General features: G+C 32.6%; 16 protein-coding genes. 9 read left to right on the top strand and 7 right to left on the bottom strand.

The genetic code is table 11. From position 1 onward, the window contains the following. Positions 1–12 precede the first annotated feature (12 nt). From JCM14822_RS15580 to JCM14822_RS15555, 6 genes are all read right to left on the bottom strand, one after another. The gene (locus JCM14822_RS15580; RefSeq protein ID WP_054743255.1) at positions 13–2,052 is read right to left on the bottom strand and encodes an SGNH/GDSL hydrolase family protein; all 2,040 of its coding nucleotides are present in this window, start codon (positions 2,050–2,052) and stop codon (positions 13–15) included. 18 nt (positions 2,053–2,070) lie between these two features. Next, on the bottom strand, positions 2,071–5,010 hold the full coding sequence (locus JCM14822_RS15575; protein ID WP_054743254.1) for an Ig-like domain-containing protein: 2,940 nt from the start codon (positions 5,008–5,010) through the stop codon (positions 2,071–2,073). A 92-nt stretch (positions 5,011–5,102) separates the two neighbouring features. After that, positions 5,103–6,173, bottom strand: a complete 1,071-nt coding sequence (locus JCM14822_RS15570; RefSeq protein WP_054743253.1) for an acyltransferase — start codon at positions 6,171–6,173, stop codon at positions 5,103–5,105. A 22-nt stretch (positions 6,174–6,195) separates the two neighbouring features. Further along, positions 6,196–7,413 carry a nucleotidyltransferase domain-containing protein gene (locus JCM14822_RS15565; protein ID WP_054743252.1) on the bottom strand — a complete coding sequence of 406 codons (1,218 nt, stop codon included), beginning with the start codon at positions 7,411–7,413 and terminating at the stop codon, positions 6,196–6,198. A gap of 20 nt (positions 7,414–7,433) precedes the next feature. Then, complete coding sequence (locus JCM14822_RS15560; protein WP_054743251.1) at positions 7,434–8,354, bottom strand: metallophosphoesterase; 921 nt, start codon at positions 8,352–8,354, stop codon at positions 7,434–7,436. Between the two features lie 9 nt (positions 8,355–8,363). After that, positions 8,364–10,076 (bottom strand): ABC transporter ATP-binding protein, encoded by a 1,713-nt coding sequence (locus JCM14822_RS15555; protein WP_054743250.1) that lies wholly within the window; start codon positions 10,074–10,076, stop codon positions 8,364–8,366. Positions 10,077–10,177: 101 nt separating this feature from the next. On the opposite strand from JCM14822_RS15555, the gene JCM14822_RS21020 reads away from it, so the two are divergent. The 9 genes from JCM14822_RS21020 to JCM14822_RS15520 all read left to right on the top strand — a co-directional run bounded on the left by JCM14822_RS21020 (position 10,178) and on the right by JCM14822_RS15520 (position 17,113). Beyond that, the gene (locus tag JCM14822_RS21020) at positions 10,178–10,360 is read left to right on the top strand and encodes a hypothetical protein (protein WP_054743249.1); all 183 of its coding nucleotides are present in this window, start codon (positions 10,178–10,180) and stop codon (positions 10,358–10,360) included. Beyond that, positions 10,342–12,441 carry a YfhO family protein gene (locus tag JCM14822_RS15545; RefSeq protein WP_054743248.1) on the top strand — a complete coding sequence of 700 codons (2,100 nt, stop codon included), beginning with the start codon at positions 10,342–10,344 and terminating at the stop codon, positions 12,439–12,441. Before JCM14822_RS21020 ends, JCM14822_RS15545 begins: the two co-directional genes overlap by 19 nt. 35 nt (positions 12,442–12,476) lie before the next feature. Continuing rightward, a complete protein-coding gene (locus JCM14822_RS22730) occupies positions 12,477–12,785 on the top strand; it encodes a YfhO family protein (protein ID WP_278287236.1) in 309 nt (102 codons plus the stop codon). Then, positions 12,782–14,707, top strand: a complete 1,926-nt coding sequence (locus JCM14822_RS15535) for an asparagine synthase-related protein (protein WP_054743246.1) — start codon at positions 12,782–12,784, stop codon at positions 14,705–14,707. The genes JCM14822_RS22730 and JCM14822_RS15535 overlap by 4 nt, the downstream gene beginning before the upstream one ends. 148 nt (positions 14,708–14,855) lie before the next feature. Continuing rightward, complete coding sequence (locus JCM14822_RS20565; RefSeq protein WP_157047820.1) at positions 14,856–15,023, top strand: hypothetical protein; 168 nt, start codon at positions 14,856–14,858, stop codon at positions 15,021–15,023. Between the two features lie 176 nt (positions 15,024–15,199). Next, positions 15,200–15,373: a hypothetical protein gene (locus tag JCM14822_RS20560; RefSeq protein ID WP_157047819.1), complete on the top strand. Its 174-nt coding sequence runs from the start codon at positions 15,200–15,202 to the stop codon at positions 15,371–15,373. Positions 15,374–15,448: 75 nt separating this feature from the next. Further along, positions 15,449–16,399 carry a hypothetical protein gene (locus tag JCM14822_RS15530; RefSeq protein WP_054743245.1) on the top strand — a complete coding sequence of 317 codons (951 nt, stop codon included), beginning with the start codon at positions 15,449–15,451 and terminating at the stop codon, positions 16,397–16,399. A 26-nt stretch (positions 16,400–16,425) separates the two neighbouring features. Then, positions 16,426–16,920, top strand: coding sequence for a lasso peptide biosynthesis B2 protein (locus JCM14822_RS15525; protein ID WP_054743244.1), 495 nt, complete (start codon positions 16,426–16,428; stop codon positions 16,918–16,920). Next, on the top strand, positions 16,913–17,113 hold the full coding sequence (locus tag JCM14822_RS15520; protein ID WP_054743243.1) for a hypothetical protein: 201 nt from the start codon (positions 16,913–16,915) through the stop codon (positions 17,111–17,113). The genes JCM14822_RS15525 and JCM14822_RS15520 overlap by 8 nt, the downstream gene beginning before the upstream one ends. Positions 17,114–17,509: 396 nt before the next feature. Here JCM14822_RS15520 and JCM14822_RS15515 read toward each other — a convergent pair whose 3' ends face one another. Beyond that, positions 17,510–17,890 (bottom strand): hypothetical protein, encoded by a 381-nt coding sequence (locus tag JCM14822_RS15515; RefSeq protein ID WP_054743242.1) that lies wholly within the window; start codon positions 17,888–17,890, stop codon positions 17,510–17,512. Positions 17,891–18,052 lie beyond the last annotated feature (162 nt).

Raw genomic sequence — 18,052 nt, 5'->3', positions numbered from 1 at the left:
GGAGCCACTTTTTTATAAGTGTGCTACCAAATATTCAAAGAGCATTTGTTGGGCTAAATCATTATAATGCAGTCCATCAGGAGTAAGCCAGCCATTTCTTTTATTAACACCTGTAATTTGCCAATCTATAGGGGGTGAAAGGTTATTAACGCCGCCACCTTTATTAACATCTAAAAATTCTAAGTTAAAATACTCGGCAATTTGCTTTGTAACATGATAAATATCATAAAGCTGCTCTTCTTCATCTGCATAGTAAGAAAGCCTTGGCGGTGCACAAATGACTAGTCTTGCCAAAGGATATTTATTCGTAAGCGTGAGAATTAATTGTTTATAAGCAGCATAATAAGAGCCATTTTCATCAGGTAAATCTTCAGGGCTGCCTATATTGAGAGTTGTTTTACGGTCATTTACACCAAGCATAATTGTAATAAGGTCAGCGTACTCTGGAAAAGTATTAATATTTGTTTTAGCCCATATTCCCCAAGCCCTAGAACCATTGTTATAATTACAGATACTTGAACCACCACTACCATAATTGTATGTGATGCAGTTTGGAATGAGATTTTTAGCAAGTACGCTGTAACTGAAATTAGAGCCTTGTGCTTGTGTAATACTATCCCCAATACATAACCAAATCTTACCCGTTAAGTTCCTGTATTTACTATCTGGACGCTTAACTTTTAAAGTAGGTGCAATACTTAAAGTAGAACCCGTATCGAATTTTACAGTATTAATAAAACCATTGCCTTTGAGTACTGGTAAGGTAATATTAAGATTTTCTTCAATAGGTGTTTCTACAGGATAATAGATATAAGTTGGATGAGTGGTTACCCATTCCTTATATTTACTAGCTAAATACTCAGCAGTTGGTGCTGAATCTGTTTCATAATTATAGCCAATATCACTATTTTTGAGCTTTAAGATAATGCGCTGGCCTTCATAGCTATAGGCATTTCCATAAAAAATACAACGTATATTAGCATCTCCACCGAAGTTATTAAGACTGCTCATTGGATGGGTTGTAAGGGTTGGACTCCAAATATAGTATCTTAGACCATTATTAACATACCAAGGGTCAGAAGATTGTACAAAATCTGTAATCTCTAGATTAAGCATTACCATAGAAGATTTTTTACCGTATTTGTAAATAACACTCCATTGATTCGATAGTGTATCAATCATATCTGCAGTAATGCGCTTTTTAACAATCTTTCGATATAATTTCCCATTACGAATATAATCACTAAATCCAAATAAACTTCTCATGACTGGTAAGGTATAGTTCACATTATTTACAGTCATTATAATCCCTTCATTGGAGCCATCAAAACGTTCTCCTGAAAACTTGATATCGCCAATGAAGTTTTCATTTAAGTCTAAATCATTTCTATTATAAACACCTAATATTTCATAAGAGATATAGCGTTGATTTGCAATATCGTCTGCTGTAATACCAATATAAGGTGCTAAGATAGAGTCTTCTGTATAAGCACCAGCTCCAACAGTACAGCTAATCTTTTGAATACCTGTAGCTGATTTTAAACCACTAAATGACACAGGGGTATTGGTAGCATTATGATTACAAAGTTGTAGTGTAGGTGCTACGTTAGAAATAGCCGTTACATTAATGGTGAAGTAATAACTCGATGTAAAAGGAATGATTTTTAATTGAGGCAGTTGAAAGGTTTGATTAGCGCTGCAATCATGAGTAATAGCAGAAACAGGTTCTGTTAAATAACTGACTACAAAGTCACCAAGCATACTATAAAGTGGAATGACCTGCTCATCACATACAATGTACTTGGTACTTATATCTGGAAGAGGAGCCACAGTCTGCATATAGAGGATTTCCGTCTTTTTAAGCCAACGTATATCCTCAAAATAATAAGGATTAGATTCTACATTTCTCATTGGTGCAGATGAAAATACATTTGTAGTAGAGCTGTTTTTTAGCTGCTCTACTTTTGTATCAAGTGTGTCTATCTTAGTATTTAACGTATTAATTTCTGCATTCATCTCATTGATTTGCTGAATAAGAGGTAATGACTCCACTTAAATAACTCCTTTCAATTATTGACTATATTGCATGAATGATTGTAAGTCTTCTCGTGTACAATACCTTTTAACAAATGCAAATCTTTCAATTTCATAGAGTTTACAAGATGTTTCAGCTGTGTTATCACCACCTAATACGATACCTGTCGTATTGAGTACATTCATAAAAGCTGCCATATTTTCAACAGTATAACTAAAACTGACTTCTGAAATAGCGCTATTTGAAACCATATAAAGTTTAGGCATACTAGATACACCATCAAAAGTATATAATAATTCAAAATACATGTTATTAACTGTCATGTTAGACCAATATTTGGCACCATTTACACCTACTCTAGCACGACTTGCCCACGTCATTAAAAAAAGACTTGCCCCTGAAGTAGTATAGTCTGAACCAATATTAATAAGATGATAATTCGTACAAGCTAGTGTACGTGCTTTTAGATAAATACCAAAAGGATAATGTCCTGTAGGTAAATCAGGGATTGTAAGATAAATACCGTTTGTGGTACCCGTTAAATTATTTAATGCAATCTTTCCATTGGTATAAGTATAGGCACCTCTAATTTGAGCTGTATAATTACCAATGACACTTTGCCAAGTATTTGACGTTATATCAATATTATAACGTGCATCTAACATAATCATTGTATCTTTTGGAAGCTTTTCGATTAAATCAGTAGGTATTTGAGGACAAGAAATTGTCACTGTGCAAGAGGCTGAAAGATTTTCATAGCTTACAGTAATCTGCACAGTACCAATGCTTAATGCCTTAACATGGCCATTTGTAACCGTTGCAATATTTGGATTTGAGCTAGCCCATGTAAATAGGGTAGCATCCGTGCTTTCAGGAGTAGTTGAAGCCCTTAAAGTAAAAGTGTCACCTATATAACATTCTTGAACTTCTTGAGAAAGGGTAATAGAGGTAATTGTTTTTTTAGGCCCATTTAAATAGTACAGTATATAATAAAGGGATTCGTTTGGCTGTAAGGTAAAATTTAATTCTAAAGTAAGTGCAGTAGAATTAATGGTATAATCTGTACCACGAATTAACGTTAAGTTCTTACAAAGGACCTGTAAACAAAAGGCATCTTTTAAAGCAGGAATGGCAACAGTTGTTGTAGTAGATGAAGCAATATAATGCTGAAGTACAAAACGAGTAGGATTCAAAAAGTTTGTCATAAGTTCGAATACTTCTTGTTTAGTATAATAGTTATCTAGAGTAAGAGGCGTAGATTCTTTAGATTGTAAGTTCTTTAATAAATCGTTAACTTCTGATTTGTTATAGTAATTGTCTAGATTAGCTGTCTGCGTTGAGGTACTTACTAAACTAGCCATAGGATGCAGTGGCAGATTCCAGGAGATATACGTACCGGCTACTACAATGATTTCATATATTTCTACTGTTAAATCGGTTGTATCTCCATAACGATAGAGGGCATTTTTCATAATTGTTCCTTCACTAAGTACCTTTTGAGCTACACCATAAGTGGATAATAATACTTCTTCACCATCTGGAATATTATGCATCTCAAAATTTTTGAAATAACTATTGTTATAAATGAGTTGTAAAGTACCTGTTCCAGAAAGTTTTTTCAACCTTATCCCAAAGGTATAAGTACCTGTGGCTGGAAGGGGCATCGATAAGAATTGAATGCCACGATGCATACTATTAAATATACATTTGAGACTATTTCCACAGAGCGTATTTAGTGTGTTTTCTTCAAAGCTTAGTGATGCCCCATCATCAAAACACCATTTAGGATTTCGCACATTAAGACCTAAATTACCATTCATAGCAAGGTTTATTACTGTAAGTGGTAGATAGTTTGCTTCAATGCCTTTATTACCTGTATGGGAGCTACGTGTAATATTAGCTAATTTAATCCCCATAAGTTGTCTACTATCATTAGAGGCTTCATAATTATCTTGTAGATTGAAGATTATATTTTTATAATTAAAATCTTCAACTAAAGGTACTCCACTATCTAAATAAGAAGAACGGATATTAATTGTAGCATTTGGAAATGGGACATCAATATAAAAAAGTGCTTTTGTAGCATAAGAAATATCACAATTATCAAAATTAACATTTTCTAGGCCTTGTCCACCATATAATTTAATACAATAAGGGGTGATATTGGTATTTTCAGAACCAATCACAATATTTGTAAAGAACATACTATTAATAAGCCAGGTACGTTTAGCTGTATTTTGAACTGTACTAGTGATTTTTAATGCTTTTGTAATATCTCCTCTTGTAAAACTCATATTAAACTGATAATAAACGCCACCATCTGCATGGAGTACTGGGACATCTGCGTTATTTTCATTAATAAACAAATTGCTTACATGGAAATTACGTATATCTGAATTCCATGTCGCACAAACATTTACAAAGTTAGCAGTGCTTTGGTCATAAATTGTGAGTCCATCAATAATAGAGTTAAAATGAAAACATATAAACATGCTACAGCCATTTTCAGGACCTGTATAATGAATAGCAGCACCTCTAAAAGTAATTTCTCGAAATGATACATTGCCGATATTACCAGGTTGATTTCTAAAGATTCCTTTTAAAATTAGCATCTGCGATGTTTTAATAATGCCTGGTGGCACAATCAGATTGGCCTTACCAAAGTTATTTAGGAATTTTTGAAAATAAATTGTATCATCGGTTACACCATCTTGTTTACATCCAAACCAAGTAGAGTAGAGCTCGTTAGAATAGGCAATGTTTAAATACAAATTGTTATAAGCAATACCCGTTCCATTATCTTTGTTTGCAACAACACGATAATGTGTAGCGCCATCAATAGCTGTATAATAGCCATTTACCTTAATCATTGTACCTAAAGTCAAATTTGGTAGAGCTACTAAGTCAGCAATCGTATCTACTGTTAGTATAGAGAATGGTGCAGTTTGTACCCCTGTTAAAGTGTCGGTAGACATTATAAATCACTCCTTTACTATACTATATATAGTAATAGGATAAATTGGTGCATAAAAAGCTTAGATTTTTTCAAATCTAAGCTTTTTTGGTATTAATTCATAGTATAAGAACTCTCAATATGTGGTTTATCCCAATTTTTCAGTTTTTGTGTCACAAAGTTAATAAGTTTAGACATTTCATATGAGAGTAAGAAGATAACAATTGACATAATGGGAATATAAATAATAACAGGTATAGAGAATTTTAAAATGTTATGAATAAGCTGATCAAATATAACTAATATCCCTGCATGTACAAGATAGATATTAAATGTATGTGGTGCAAATATTAGGAGCTTAGAATCTTTTGAAGGTAAACTCATAAAGTAAATAAATAAGCAAATTGTACTTATTAAAACAAACGGTGTGAGATGACCATATAAAATAAGTTTCTTTTCTGTAGTTTCAAAATACCCCTGACGCACAATAAATTCAGTTGCCAATGCATTTAATAAATAACAGCCTATAGCGATTATTATAAAAATTGAATGTTTTTTACAATTACTAAAATAATAATGTAAGCAGTACCCTAAAATAAGGTACCCTATGTAATTGACAAAACGTATTGGCCAAAAATGTTCATTATAAAAGATAATAGCCATATCAATTGCTAAGAATATACATCCTATAATCATAAAGTTTTTCATTCCTACACGTTCTTTTAAACGAATAAGTAGCGGCACCACCATATATAATCCAATTAACATATACATATACCAAAGATGGTAGAAGCATGGACCTTTGAAGATGAGCAATGGATTAAGTCTAATGGGTTCTGATAGCCTTGCATGTGAAATAAGGGCTTGCCCATAATTTAAAACATCCACATAGTACATATAGATTAAACTTGTAATAAAAGTAGGTAGTACAATCTTATAAAAAGTTTTCTTATAAAAACTAGGAAAATCTTTGTTCTTTGGATTACCTAATAAAAATGTACCACTTAATAAAACAAATGTAGGTACTGCAACACGTGTTGCAGCATTAAAGAGATTTGCAATTGTGAAATTTAAGTTGCATAATCTTATATTCGTTGTAACCGATCTAACGCTTGTATGGAGCATGACAACTAAAAACGCAGCAAATACCCTTAATAAATCTAAATTTTTTTCTCTTGTATTCATATGATTCACCTCTTTAGTCATTTCATAACTTTAATAATTTTAGTAACTGTTTACGTTTATGCATACTATAGCGAGTCAATACTAACGCTTGTACTTTAACAATAAATGAGCGATCTGTGCGTGTAAGTAAATAATATATATGATTAAACCATGCAATAACTACGAGATAAGGTTTAGTCTCTAAATAAGTATACTGTGATTTGAGTTTATTAAACTTAGGAAAAAATAAACGATACATAGATGTAGCATAGGATACATCTTGACCTTTACATTTTGTAAAGGTTACAGCTAAACTGCGGTGGTAGGTTGCCTGACCACAGACACCACTTTGGAATAAATCTTCAATAAATGTCAATATTTGCGCATTTGTATATTGTGGAAAATCCTTATTAGGCCAACTTAGCTGACTATCAAATAAGTAATTACATGTTGCAACTTGCATGGCTACAAAATGATATAAACCAATATCTTTAAACTGCTTGGTTAAGTAATCCCAATCATATTTTTTACTATTTGTCTTTAAAACTAAGTAAAAATCACAAAGCTGTCTAAGGCCAAAACCTGCATAATTCAAGTGTTTAGCCATATGCATGCAAATATAGATAAATTCATCTTCTAAAGAAAGACTAAGCACATGCGCGTCGCCAACTATAGCAGGAACAGCATGTTCAAAAACAAGCTTTTCAAATGCAATGGCAGCAGGTGCATTAAATGAACGATGATTTGTAAGTGCCCAATGGACTTCTATACTCATATAATTAGAGTGGGTAAAAGCTACATGGTAGGAATGGGTATCGATGACTTCTTCATAACCTTCTTGAATGAGCAGTTGCTTTACCTTATCTAAATCCTCTTGATGAACAAGTAAATCTGCATCTCCCATAAGTCTTAAGTCAGGTCTAGGGTATAGATTTCTTAAAAAGACACCTTTTAGAGGAATAACAAGTATACCTTGATGCTCCATTTGTTTAAGGATATGTGCCACTTGTTTTAAATTTTCCTTTTGACAATAGCTGCGCATAACCATTTCTTTCGTCCAGTGTGTCATAAGTTCAGGTGCGATCTTTTGTAATGTTTTTAGAGAATCTAATGCAGAAAAGATAAGCGTTTGAATTTGATGGGCACAGCCTTGTGTATAAAGATAATCTAGTTCAGCTAATGTAAGTCTACTAGATTCACATTTTTCAACTTTTAATGCAGCGATAAGATATTGAATAATTAATTTCTCATTAGGCTTCATAAATTTCTCCTTTAAACTGATTATTGATGAGTTAATGTCAGGACGCCTATTTCAGGAAAGTCTAAAATACGAAAAGGGATAGAAGAAGATCCTAAACCACTACTAATTATAAGTGTAAGCTGGTCCTTCTTAAAAAGCCCTGTATCATATTTTGGAAAAAATCCTTGACCAGATGCATAAAGGGCACCAATTATAGGAAGGCGTACCTGTCCACCGTGTGTATGACCACATAATGCTAAGTCAACTGGAAAGTTACTATAAGTATTAATATATTCTGGTCTATGACATAATAAAATGGTGTAGTTTTCTTGATGTGGTACTAAGGAGAGGGTATTTTCTAAAAGAATCTTTGTACGTTCCTCTTGATCGCTATAATAAAAGATATCATTAGGTAATGGAATTGCTATAGGATCAGGTACACCGATTAAATTAATCGTTTCTTCTGTTTCATTTGTTAAAATAACACTTTTACTATTCATTATATGTACACCTAAAGCTTCGATATTTTTAAAATAACTTTGATAGGCCTCTTCATAGAGCAGAAGTGCTTCGTGATTGCCATAAGTATAATAAGTAGGTGCAATATCAACGAGTTTTTTCATAAGTGTTAAACAAGGCTCTTGAAACTTCGTTTTACCATCTACTAGATCACCTGTTACAACGATAATATTGGGGTGTTGTGCTTTAATCTGCCCCACAAGTTTCTCTTGTTCTGATCCAAAGTATTTGCTATGTAAGTCTGAAAGGTGTACAATGCGATAACCTGAAAAGGATTCAGGAATTTTGCTAGATTGAATATTATAACGTGCTATTTCTATATGATTATTATTATAGTCAATAAAATATACGACTTTACCAATAAGATAAATCACACTTAAAGTTGTAATTGTAATGCAAAATAGTATTTTACGTATCAATGTTGTTAGCTTTGAATATTTCATGAGTTCCTCCTAAAGTATTTCACTTATATCTTTCTTTATTAATGTTCCGTCTTTTATTTCATAAACATAATTACAAATCGATAGTGCTGAAGGACGATGTGTTATAACGATACACGTTGGATGTGATTCTAAGTTTTTAAGTTGTTTTAAAATTTCTTTTTCTGTTAATCTATCAAGCGCAGATGTCGCTTCATCTAATATTAAAATAGGGCGGTCATAAAGAAAGGCACGTGCAATAGCTAAACGTTGTGCCTGACCTTCTGAAAGTCCTTTGTTTTTTTCACCTATTGGTGTTTCAAATCCTTTTGATAAAGTATCAATGAAAGGGAGAGCAGCAGCTAAACGAGCTGCTTTTTCAACTTGGGAAGTTTTAGCCTTTGAATTGCCGTAAATGATGTTTTCCTCAATGGTGCCCGAAAATAGGGTATTCCCTTGAGGCACGTAACTCATTAAATGACGGCATAAAGGAGTAAGTGGCACTTCCTTTTGGCTGATCATACAGGTTACTTTTCCTTCTAAAGGTGTAATTAATGAAAGTAGCAGACGAATTAATGTAGTTTTACCGCATCCAGAAGGGCCTATAAGGCCAATCATATCACCACGATTAATCTCAAGATTTATATTTTTCAAAACAGGTTCTTGATCATTATAGGCGACACTTATATTTTCAAGTTTTATTTTTTCAAAAGTACCTGTTTTAAGTTCAGATATTAATTGAGTTTGCGCAAGTGATGTAGCCTCTGATAAGAAACGTGGCATTTCTTCTGGGATTTCTTCTATTTCAATAAAACGTTCTACACAGACACCCCCTTGAATAATCGTAGCAACACTGCTTGCTAAATTAGAAAGGGGGCCTTGTACATTGCGATAAATCTGTAGTAAGGCAGCCAATGTACCAAATGTAATTTGGTGACAAGATAGTTTATAGGTCGTTAAGCTAAATATTAAGAAATAAGTTAATGTGGAACCTATACTTAATAAACTATCTGCTTCGATTGTTAACCTGCATGTATGCAGATTAAGCTTTAAGCGTCTTTCTTGTAAGTATTTGAGTTCAGACATGCTTGATGTTTCATGACAAAAGCTCTTGAGTGTAATAATATTTTGCAAATTTTCCTGTAAAAAGGTATTATATTTAATTTCATGATTTTGTGTTTGATGATAAAGCTGTTTCATCTTTTTACGGATGGATAAACTTAAAATTGTAAAAACAGGACCTACCAAGAGCGTTAAAAATGCAATTTTAGGGTCTAGCTGAAATAGTGTTATAAAAGAAATTAGGAATGTTACAGTTAATGTCACTAAACTAGGCAGCGTATCGCAAACCAAAGTTGTTATTTTAATGGCATCATTATTTAAATAACCTAATAAATGCATACTATGATAATTCGATTGAGATTGCCATCTGCTATAGATTAAATGTTTAAAAAGCTGTTTTTGAATAGTATTTAATAACTTAGTAATCGTATAAGTATGTAGATATTTTCCTAAAGCACGTAAACTAAGCTGAATTAAGAAAATAATAGCGAGTACTTTAATCCATTTAAAAACAAGTATTAAATCCGCATTCGTTGCAGCATCAATTAATGCTTTTGAAAGTAATGCCAGATAAATGGATAGACCTGATAAAACTACATTAATGCATGTATTCACAATCAGGTTAACTCTTACAGGCTTTGATTTATATATGAGCCATTTAATCTGCAAGAGAAACTTTTTCATTTGTAATGCCTCCTGAAATTTATTGATTTCCCATAATAAAAATTTGTGGCATATCCTAGAGCCTGTCCCTATATAAATATATAGAGATAAGGAGGGAAATTATGCTAAAAAAGTATTTTAAAAATAGTAGATTATGGTTAAATGCATTTCTAATCCCCATAGGCTTAATGAGCCTTTTACTTATGAGAGAAGGGATTTATCCCTTTGGCAGCAAAAGCATTTTAACCATTGATCTAAGAGGTCAATATGTTGGGATGCTTGCTATATGCGCGATATTTATTTAGGGAAAGGTAGTTTACTATATAGTTTTAACAAAGGATTAGGCGGTAATATGAGTGGATTATTTGCTTATTATTTAGCTAGTCCTTTAAATCTTATTTTACTTGGCTTTTCAAAGGCCCATATTACAGAAGCTATTTTACTCATTTCACTATGTAAAATTGGTCTTTGTGGACTTACAGCTGCCCGTTATTTAAATGTTCACTTCAAACGTAAAGATATGAGCGTTATTATATTTTCAACATGTTATGCTTTAATGTCCTATAATATTTGTCATCTCTCCAATTTGATGTGGTTAGATGGCGTCATCGGTTTGCCGATTATTTTATTAGGTCTTGAAAAGTTAATTTATAAGAGGCAATCAAGACTGTACTTAATAAGCTTAGCACTTTGTATCTATTCTAATTATTACATAGGTTATATGCTTTGTATTGCAAGTGTGATTTACTTTATTTATGCAGTGTGCTTACAGAATTTAAAATTTCTCCCATTAAAAAAGATAATAAGGCAGTTTATACTTGCCTCTTTAGGTGCAGGTGGACTTCCTGCAATTTTACTAATACCTACTTTATTTTCTCTAAAAACAGGAAAAATGGATTTTCGCCTTACTGAAAGTTTACCACAAGTTACCTTTCATTTGAATGATTTAATTAGTAAATTCTTTATAAGTAGCTTTAATTTTAATCAGCTCCAAGATGGTTTCCCAAATTTATTTATAGGAAGCCTCCTATTAAGCCTTGCATTAAGTTATTTTTTTAATAAACAGATAGAGCGGAAAGACAAAATAATCACAGGTATACTTCTAATCATTTTTTATATTAGTTTTAATATAAATTATTTTAACTTAATATGGCATGGCTTTGATTATCCTTATTGCTTTCCTTATCGTAATGCCTTCATTGTAAGTTTCATTTTGTTGCAATTAGCTTATAACTCTTTTGATCATTTAGAAGGATTAGAACTCAGACATTTTGGGATGCTTATAGGATTTTGGTTTGGAATAAGTCGTTGGATGTCTCTTTTGCATTATGACTTTCTAGGGAAAAGGCAAATAGGACTTACACTTACTTGTATGCTTTTAGGTTTATTGCTTCTTTATATGTACAAACTTAAAGCTAAACGATATCTACTCTTATGTATTGCTGCAGTTGTTTATGGCGAGCTCCTTATAAACGCCACAATGATTGAAAAAAGTTTTGACTATCTTGAAAGGAAATTAGTTGTTAATAGTATTAAAGACTTTGAGTCATCTATTACAGAACTTAGTAAAACAGGAGATTTTTCTAGAGTAGAGGACTTTTATCAAATATCCGATAATGATCCAATGCTTTACGGTTATTATGGCATTAATCATTCTAGTTCTAGTATCGAACAAAGTTCGTTGAAGTTCTTGCAAAATATAGGGGTATGTTCTAATCAAAATCTGGTGAATCAAATCTATACAGAAGGTGGCACCTTGCCGACAGACATGCTGTTTAGTATAAAGTACTATTTGAAGTGGCATAGTTATAAACCTATTGATTATTTAAATCAGACATGGGGCGCTCAGAAATTATATAACTGTATAACACCCAATGAAACAATGGAAGTTTATGAAAATCCTTATGCTTTACCTATTGGTTACGCTGTTTCTCAAAAAGCATTTATGCCACTTGTAGGTGTAGATAATGCCTTTGAAGTACAAAACAGCCTATTACATCAATTAGCCAATAATGTAGATGATTACTACGAGCCAATAATGGTACAAGATATCCAATATGCAAATCTTAAAGTGAATAGAGAAAATGATGAAGTGCATTATACCAAAGAAAATCCATCGTTAAAAGGGACGATTACCTATACTTTAAAAATGCCTTATGACGCCCCTATTTACATGCAATTAACTTCTAAACTTTTTGAGACGCAGTCCATTAAAAGAAATCCTGTAGCAGTCTATGTGAATGGGGTAGATGCTTCTTATTATTTTTTAGGCCGTGAATATGGTATTAAAAATGTAGGCGCTTATAAAAAAGGGGAGTTAATTCATATTACATTAGAACTGACTGATTCTGAATTTTATTTAAAAGATAGCTTTTTTATAGCTTAAACCTTAAATCATTTGAAGCGCTTTATAATACGTTAATAAATCAAGGGTTAAAAGTGACAAAATGGAAAGATGGCTATATAGAAGGAGATATTACTAATACTCATGAGACACAACTCTTAATGACCTCTATTTTATATGATCCAGGTTGGCGTATAAAGGTAGATGGAAAGAAACAAGACATTCTAGCAATACAAAATGCTTTATTGGGATGTAGGCTATCTCCAGGAACGCATCATATTATTTTATATTATGAAGTACCTGGCTTTAAAATAGGGCTTTGTATTTCACTATTCACATTAGTCATTATATTAACTGTTCATAGAGTAAGGAGGCAACAGAGATGAGTGGATTAATTTATGGTAGGATTGCACTGAATCAGGCTACTTTACCAACGCATATAAATATGCAGGAGCAATTAAGGTGTTATAAACTAGATCGCTATATGGAAGTCAAAGAAAAGTCAGCATTTATGGGATGCGGTTTACTCCATATTACCCCTCAAAACCAAACTGAAAAATTGCCTCTTTATAATAAGTCACAAACAAGACTCATTACAGCGGATGTGATTTTAGATAATCGCCAAGAATTATATGAAACTTTTGGACTTAATTTATCTGAAGCAATAAGTGATAGTGAACTGATTTTATATGCTTATGAAAAGTGGGGCAGAGCATGTCCGAATCATCTAGTAGGCGACTTTGCCTTTGTAATTTGGGATAAGGCAAAAAATGAAATCTTTGCAGCTCGTGATGCCACAGGTACACGTACATTTTATTATACATTTCAAGAAGGCATATTTTACTTTGGCTCTGTCATTAAAGCCATACAAAATTTAAATAAAACCTCTCAGACATTAAATAGTAAGTGGATTGCACAGTTCCTTTCTAACGAAACACCTTTGATTCAATTTGACAGTGAAAGTACACCTTACAATGAAATTAAACAATTACCACCAGCTCATAGCTTACATATTTGTCATAACAAGATGCAGTTTGTGAAATATTGGCAACCACTTCAAACGGTTAAACCGCTTAAATTAGCAAATGATGAAGCTTACCGTGAAGCTTTCTTGAAGCTATTTAAGGAAGCGGTGAATTGTCGCTTAACAGATGCCAATGGGATTTTTTTAAGCGGGGGATTAGATTCAAGTTCAGTGGCTTGTTTCGCAGCTACCACACTTCAAAAAGATAATCAAACATTAGAAGCCTTTAGCTCTGTACCTATGACCCAGTTTGAGCCTTATTATATTCCAGGACGTCAAGCAGATGAAAGTGAATATATTACAGCTCTTGTCAAGATGTATCCCAATATTCATCTCAATTATTGCAGGGCAGAAGGCAAAACGGCAATATCTGATTTGGAACATGTTTTAGAAGTGTTCGAATATCCTTATAAAATGGTAGAGAATATTACCTGGTATCGTGAAGGGGTAGAAAAGGCCAAGCAGTGTGGCTGCAAAGTTTTATTAAATGGACAATTTGGCAATACAACGATTTCATATGGTAATTTTTTGACACAAAGCCTCACTTTAATGCATCACTGGCAGTGGCGGAAACTTTTAAAAGAAATGAAAGCTTTTAGCAATACTTATCATATACCACGTAAAGTTGTCTTAAAAAAGGTCATATCAATCGCTATTCCCTATAGACTCAAAAAACTTTTACGTTATAAACAAGCTCGGCGCTTTGATTATTTTGAATATAGTTTATTAAACAAAGCAGCCATTGAAAAGTTTAAGCTTAAGAAAACACTAGAAAGCATTCATTATTATCAATATCCTAAGTATTTTATGGATCTAAAAGAAGAACGGCAATCCATTATGGATGCTATAAATTTCACTCAAATTGCCAGCATGGAAATGAAATTAGGATTGGAGCAGGGCATTCTTATTCGTGATCCTACCAGAGATAAGCGCTTAATTGAATTTTGCCTAAGTTTACCTGGTGAACAGTTTGTGAAGGATGGCATTGAGAGAAGGCTTATTTGTTATAGTATGCAAGGACTTTTACCTGAATGTATTCTAACGAACATTACAAATCGTGGCATTCAAGGTGCCGATAAGCTTCAAAGACTTAAAGCAGTATGGCCTAATCTTTATAAAACATTTGAAAAAATTAATTTAAATACACATCTTGTTACAATGATTGATTTCTCCAAATATCATGCCCATCTAACACGTTTAAATAAAACTTTAGTAGAAGAAGACTGGTCAGAAATAAAGGTTTACTTACTTTTATATATTTGCAATCAATTTTTGGAAATGTAAGATGTATAAATTTTAGGTATAAAATGTATTGTGTGCACATATAAGTAACTATGGACATTGAGCAGGATTCACCACCTAATAATCATTAAGCTTTACATAGATTAATTTCATAATTAATCTACGAATTAAAACATAGAGGTGATTGTATATGAAAAAAAATCAATGGATGCTTCCAACAATGTCTAAAGTAACGCTTCAAGCTACACAACAAGGATCTGCAGCTACAAGGCACCATGATGCAACAACCTATGATAGTAACGGAATATGGTGGGCTGGCGGTACCAGTGGCAATAGTTCTTACGCAAATAGCTATTAATCTATTTACATTGCTATGACTAACTATAAAAATAGTTAGTCATAGCTTTTTTAATAAATACATTGAATAATTTATTAATCTGTACATATATATGAAACAAGAGTACAGCTTAAAGGATATATCAACTATTCTATTAACTTATGTACTTATTTAATATATAATAAGGAGTGATTGAAATGAATAAGAAAACTTGGACATTACCAACAGTCTCTAAGTTTAATGTATCAGAAACCCAATATGGCGTCGCACCTACAGGCCATCACGATGCAACAACCTATGATGATGATGGAAAATGGTGGGCAAGTGGTGTTTCAGCTAATTCATCCGATGCTAACAATTACACAGAGTAGTGTTTACTACATAAGGCTAGTTTATTTTAAACTAGCCTATAATATTGATAAATCAAATGAGAAAGGATAATATTCATGAAAATTTCAAGCACTAATAAGCTATACCATTATAAAATGTATGGACTACATATTACTTCAGAAATAGAACTTTCTGATTTGATTACTGCACCTCAAGAAGGCATAAGTGATGTGAAAATTATTTATGACGTTATGCCTGAAATGATAAAGAAAGCACAAGAACAAAATATTCATTATGATTTTAAACCTCATGAAATGTGGTTTGAAGTTGAAGATTTATGTACTTTTTATATACAAGATGGTCATTTAATTAAGATTATCAATAGCCACGGAAAAGATGAACAGCTTATTAAAGGACATTTGTTTGGAAACGCTTTTGCTTGTTTATTGGCACAACGTCAGCAAATCGCTATTCATGGCGGTACAATAGTTATTAATGAGCAAGCAGTCATTATTACGGGTGATTCTGGCGCCGGTAAATCAACCTTAACAACAGCCCTACGTCAAAGAGGCTTTAAGTTTTTGGCAGATGATGTTTCGGCCCTTAATTGTACAGATCCTAATAACTCTTTAGTAGAACCTACTTTTCCCTATCAAAAGCTATGTACAGATGTAATGCATCAAATGGGATATAATCTAGATAGTTATTTAAAAATAGATGAGGAACGTGAAAAGTACCTCATTCCAGTAGGAGATAGCTTTTTAAATGAAGCTGTTAGATTAGGTGGCATTGTTGAAATAAGTATTGGAATGCAGCAAAACATACACTTCCAAGAAGCTAAAGGACATGAAAAACTAACTATATTGTTAAAAAATATTTATCGTCAAAGTATTTGGCAATTACTTCCTATGCCATCCTCATATTTTAAGCAATGTCTTAATCTTTTAAAACAGGTACCTATTTACACATTACAAAGGCCAGCAGCTCAGGATACATTAACAGAAGAGGTAGATATTGTTATAAGATTATTCCAAAATTGTTGTGATTTATCTGAAAACAAATTATAATAGAGTTAGAAAGGGAGGGTATAGGTTTGATACATAGATTATTTAGAAAGCTAAAAGTATGGACCCGTATACCTTTTAAAGACAAAGTATTATTAGGTAGTGCTTACATACTTAGTGGTATTGCTCGATTTTTAATGCTTGCCGTTCCTTTAAAGAAATTTCAACCTTGTATTGGTGTTCCCAATGAAGAATCTCCATATGAATCTGTTTCGTCAGAAGATTTAAAGATTATAAAACGTGTCCATTATTATAGCTTATTAGCTTGTAGATATACGCCTTGGGAAAGTAAATGTTTAGTGCGCGCCTTAGTAGTGAGTTGGCTACTACGTTATTATAAAATACCTACCACATTATACTTCGGCGTTGCAAAGGGCAAAAGTTTGCTGGCCCATGCATGGTTAAGATGTGGCACATACATTATTACTGGTGGAGATGTTCAAAAAGATTTTGTAGAAGTGGCACATTTCTCAAACTATAGCTGGGTAACGCATCAAGAAAGGAGTTGTGAAAAAAATGTCTAGTAAGAAAAACTGGTGCTCTCCACAATTATACAGTCTTAACTTAAATCAGACTAAAGTGGAAATAGACACAACGACACCTTCTGGACTTGGTGTTGACTTTACTGCTAATTATGAAGCACCCGTTGATATTGCCGATACTTCTAGTTCGTCATCATCCGGATCAGCCGATTATTATTTTGGCAGTGTTAGTTAATTAAAAATACTCTCCATTTGAATAATAATCAATATATTCAAATGGAGAGTATTTTTAATTAACTATAAAATTAGTTCATACGTTGATATACAATATATTTAGGAGTTTTATTACTAAACTTTACACTATAACCTTAATATACTATTCGTGAAACACCGGTTTTACGAATAGTATCTTCCTATAATAAACAGAAGTACCTAAATAACTACAAATCTTGATATTCTTGTTCAGCGAGGTAAATGTTTTTGACTTTTGAAGTAAAACTTTATAGATAAGCTTGTTTTTAGCTTATTTATCCAATAAACTTACTTTTTATTCTTAATTTAGATGAAGTAAAACTTTATAGATATTGGATTTCAATAATTTGTGAGGTGATTCTCTAGATTTACTGTAATTTTAGATTAATTTATGAGCTAAAATTCTATATATTATGTATGTCCAATAATATATGACTAATACCTCATTTCTCATGATAATAATATCTAAATAATATATATTAACATCTATATTCTTATTAATTTCTGTAAGAACTTTTCTTTCCGATAATCGGATTTCTTGATTAGTTACAAAAGCAATGCCTCCTGCTCCATTAGCACATACACCTTCAAGGTCATGAATGAATTTATCTTTAATTTCCTTAAAAGTCTTCTGCCCCCTTGGAAAGTATACAGCACCGACCCACTTTTTTCCTCCATTTGTCAGTATCATATCTTTTAGACCATCTTTTCCGCCTAATGGATGCGATGGGTCAATATTACGAAATCCTTCATTTGCCAATATCAATGCTGCCAATCGCTCAGAAGCAACTTGTTCACGATTCCAATATAAGAAGTCTATTCCACGTTTCTCTACCTGTTCTCATTCTCATACTATTACTCCAGTAAATAAAGCAGCTCATTGCCAATACTTGAAATATCTAGATACTAGTATAACGAGTTG

This window comes from Cellulosilyticum ruminicola JCM 14822, from assembly GCF_001311925.1.
GTDB classification, from domain to species: domain Bacteria; phylum Bacillota; class Clostridia; order Lachnospirales; family Cellulosilyticaceae; genus Cellulosilyticum; species Cellulosilyticum ruminicola.
This window is presented reverse-complemented; position numbering and strand designations above follow the sequence as displayed.

Excerpts from the sequence above, each read along its gene's own strand:
- JCM14822_RS15575 (WP_054743254.1), bottom strand. The coding sequence starts at position 5,010 with ATGTCTACCGACACTTTAACAGGGGTACAAACTGCACCATTCTCTATA.
- JCM14822_RS15535 (WP_054743246.1), top strand. The coding sequence starts at position 12,782 with ATGAGTGGATTAATTTATGGTAGGATTGCACTGAATCAGGCTACTTTA.
- JCM14822_RS15520 (WP_054743243.1), top strand. The coding sequence starts at position 16,913 with ATGTCTAGTAAGAAAAACTGGTGCTCTCCACAATTATACAGTCTTAAC.
- JCM14822_RS15530 (WP_054743245.1), top strand. The coding sequence starts at position 15,449 with ATGAAAATTTCAAGCACTAATAAGCTATACCATTATAAAATGTATGGA.
- JCM14822_RS20560 (WP_157047819.1), top strand. The coding sequence starts at position 15,200 with ATGAATAAGAAAACTTGGACATTACCAACAGTCTCTAAGTTTAATGTA.
- JCM14822_RS15555 (WP_054743250.1), bottom strand. The coding sequence starts at position 10,076 with ATGAAAAAGTTTCTCTTGCAGATTAAATGGCTCATATATAAATCAAAG.
- JCM14822_RS15545 (WP_054743248.1), top strand. The coding sequence starts at position 10,342 with ATGCGCGATATTTATTTAGGGAAAGGTAGTTTACTATATAGTTTTAAC.
- JCM14822_RS15570 (WP_054743253.1), bottom strand. The coding sequence starts at position 6,173 with ATGAATACAAGAGAAAAAAATTTAGATTTATTAAGGGTATTTGCTGCG.
- JCM14822_RS15565 (WP_054743252.1), bottom strand. The coding sequence starts at position 7,413 with ATGAAGCCTAATGAGAAATTAATTATTCAATATCTTATCGCTGCATTA.
- JCM14822_RS20565 (WP_157047820.1), top strand. The coding sequence starts at position 14,856 with ATGAAAAAAAATCAATGGATGCTTCCAACAATGTCTAAAGTAACGCTT.
- JCM14822_RS15560 (WP_054743251.1), bottom strand. The coding sequence starts at position 8,354 with ATGAAATATTCAAAGCTAACAACATTGATACGTAAAATACTATTTTGC.
- JCM14822_RS21020 (WP_054743249.1), top strand. The coding sequence starts at position 10,178 with ATGCTAAAAAAGTATTTTAAAAATAGTAGATTATGGTTAAATGCATTT.